The organism is Streptomyces sp. NPDC049577, from assembly GCF_040675635.1.
In the GTDB taxonomy this organism is placed as follows: domain Bacteria; phylum Actinomycetota; class Actinomycetes; order Streptomycetales; family Streptomycetaceae; genus Streptomyces.
The window spans coordinates 1-2,670 of record NZ_JBFAPH010000526.1; the positions used below are offsets into that span (position 1 = coordinate 1).

A 2,670-nucleotide genomic window follows, 5' to 3' on the forward strand; every position below is an offset into this window, starting at 1 on the left:
CATAGCCGTCGGGACCGTCGTCACCCTGGGCGCGGCGCCCGTGCTGGTGGCCCTCGGCGGCAGGGTGCTCATGAACGAACGGCTCGGCGCGGGCGGCAGGGCGGCCGTCTCCGGCGCGCTCGCCGGGCTCGCCGTGCTGACGCTCGGCAGCGACGGCACGGGCACCGTGCGCCCGGCGGGCGTCGCGCTGGCGCTGCTGTCCGCCGCCGGCTACGCCACGCTCACGGTCGGCACGCGATACCTCGGCCGGGCCGGCCGCCCGGCGGACCCGCTGGACGCCACGCTCAGCTCGTTCGCCGTCTGCGCGGCCTGCCTGCTGCCGCTCGCGGCGGCCGAGGGGCTGTGGCCGCGCACTGCCGGACTCGGCCGCACCCTCTGGCTGCTGGGCTATCTGGTGACGGTCCCGACCGTGCTGGCCTACGCGCTGTTCTTCGCGGGTCTGGCCGCCGTGCGGGCCACGACGGCCACGGTCGTCACCCTGCTGGAGCCGGTCACGGCGGCCGGCATCGCCGTCGCCCTGCTGGGCGAGCGGCTGACCGCCGCGACGATGCTGGGCACGGCCCTGCTGCTGAGCGCGGTCCTCGCCCTGGCCTGGGCCGAGGCCCGCGGACAGCAGACGGCCGCGCTCGCCGGGCCGGTCAGCGGCGGGTGAGACCGGCGAGGTAGCCGGGGACGGGGATGCCGGGGGCGAGGTCGTCCGCCGGGACGGGCGCGCCGTACGCGGTGGTCACGGGGACGACTCCGCTCCAGTGCGGCAGGCCCAGGTCCTCCTCGTCGTCGCCGGGGCCCGCGTTGCGCACCTTGGCGGAGACCTCCGAGAGCTCGACGCGCAGCACGGCCGTGGCGGCCAGCTCCTTGGCCGACGCCGGCCGGGAGTCGGCCGCCCGGCCCGGCACGACCTGGTTCACCAGGGCGTCGAGCGCGGTGGTCAGCTCCTCCTCGTCGGTGACCCGCCGGGCCGTGCCGTGCACGACGACGGAGCGGTAGTTGAGGGAGTGGTGGAAGGCCGAGCGGGCCAGGACCAGGCCGTCGAGATGGGTGACGGTCACGCAGACCGGCATGCCCGGCTCCTCGGCCTGACCGGCCTCCCGAAGCGGCCGCGAACCGGTCGAGCCGTGCACGTACAGGCGCTCGCCGACGCGCCCGTAGAGCGTCGGCAGCACGACGGGGGCGCCGTCGCGCACGAAGCCGAGGTGGCAGACGTAGCCCGCGTCGAGTATCGAGTGGACCAGCTCGCGGTCGTAGGAGGCGCGGTCCCGGTAGCGGGACGGGGTGGTGCGCTCGGTCCGCTCGTAAGCCGGCTGCTCCTGCTGCCGCGATTCCTGGCCCGGCATTGCGTCCTCCATTGCACTAGTGCATAATCTGGTTTGTGCTAGGAGAGTATCGGATCACGGGTCGTCGCGCAGCGGACATTTCCGCGAGCGTGGAGCGTGCGGTGGGCGCGGGGAGGCTCGCGCCGGGAGAACTGCTGCCTCCGATGCGGGAGTTGGCGATCGAGCTGGGTGTCAATCCCAATACGGTCGCGGCCGCCTACCGCACCCTGCGGGAGCGCGGGGTGATCGAGACGGCGGGCCGGCGCGGCAGCCGGGTGCGTCCGCGCCCCGCCAGCACCCCGCGCGAGCTCATCCGGGTCGAGGTGCCCGAGGGCGTGCGGGACGTCTCGACGGGCAACCCCGATCCCGCGCTGCTGCCGCCGCTCGGCGTGGCCCTCGCCGAGGCGGCCGCGCGCGCCGCCCGGAGCCCCGTGCTCTACGGCGCGCCCCGGGTCGACACGGAGCTGGAGCGCATGGCCCGCGCGGCCTTCGCCGCGGACGGCGTGCCCGCGGGCCCGATCGCGGTCACCTCGGGTTCGCTGGACGGCATCGAGCGGGTGCTGACGGCGCATCTGCGGCCGGGTGACGCCGTGGCGGTGGAGGATCCGGGCTGGGGCAGCCTGCTCGATCTCGTCCCCGCGCTCGGGCTGCGCCCCGTGCCCGTGGCGCTGGACGACGAGGGGCCGCTGCCGGAAGCGGCGGAGCAGGCCCTGCGCCAGGGCGCGCGGGCGATCGTCGTCACCGACCGCGCGCAGAACCCCACCGGCGCCGCGATCGGTGCCGAGCGCGCCCGCGAGCTGCGCGCCGTCCTCGCCGCCCACCCCCACGTCCTGCTCATCGAGGACGATCACGGTCACGGCATCGTCGACCTGCCGCTGCACCCGCTCGCCGGAGCCACCGACCACTGGGCGCTGCTGCGTTCGGCCGCCAAGGCCTACGGGCCCGACCTGCGGCTCGCGGTGCTCACCGGCGACACCGTCACCCTCGACCGGGTCAACGGACGCCAGCGCCTGGGGCACGGCTGGGTCAGCCATGTGCTGCAGCAGACGGTGGCGCACCTGTGGCGGACGGGCGCCGTGGACCAGACGGTGGTGGCCGCCTCGTACGGGCGGCGCCGGGACGCCCTCGTGGAGGCGCTGCGCGGGAGGGGCATGGCGGCGCACGGGCGCAGTGGGATGAATGTCTGGCTGCCGGTGCCGGACGAGACGGGCGCGGTGGCGCGGCTGCTGCAGTCGGGCTGGGCGGTGGCGCCCGGGGCGCGCTTCCGGCTGGCCTCGCCGCCCGGCGTGCGGCTGACCGTCTCGCCGCTCGCCGAGAACGAGATAGGGCCGGTCGCGGACGCGCTGGCGTCCGCGAC

The 2,670-nt window shown here is 76.2% G+C and carries 3 protein-coding genes; 2 read left to right on the forward strand and 1 reads right to left on the reverse strand.

The window, feature by feature from the left end; translation table 11 throughout:
- On the forward strand, positions 1-652 hold a 652-nt coding region (locus AB0K09_RS32115; RefSeq protein ID WP_366068917.1), incomplete at its 5' end, for an EamA family transporter.
- Here the strand turns inward: AB0K09_RS32115 and AB0K09_RS32120 are convergent.
- Positions 639-1,334 (reverse strand): pyridoxamine 5'-phosphate oxidase family protein, encoded by a 696-nt coding sequence (locus AB0K09_RS32120; protein WP_366068918.1) that lies wholly within the window; start codon positions 1,332-1,334, stop codon positions 639-641. The two genes, AB0K09_RS32115 and AB0K09_RS32120, sit on opposite strands and share 14 nt — an antisense overlap.
- 35 nt (positions 1,335-1,369) lie before the next feature.
- Here AB0K09_RS32120 and AB0K09_RS32125 point away from each other — a divergent pair.
- A partial coding sequence (locus AB0K09_RS32125) for an aminotransferase class I/II-fold pyridoxal phosphate-dependent enzyme (protein WP_366068920.1) occupies positions 1,370-2,670 on the forward strand: 1,301 nt, incomplete at its 3' end.

What these genes read in the sequence shown, in the direction of transcription:
- AB0K09_RS32120 (WP_366068918.1), bottom strand. Translation starts at nt 1,334, where the DNA reads ATGCCGGGCCAGGAATCGCGGCAGCAGGAGCAGCCGGCTTACGAGCGG.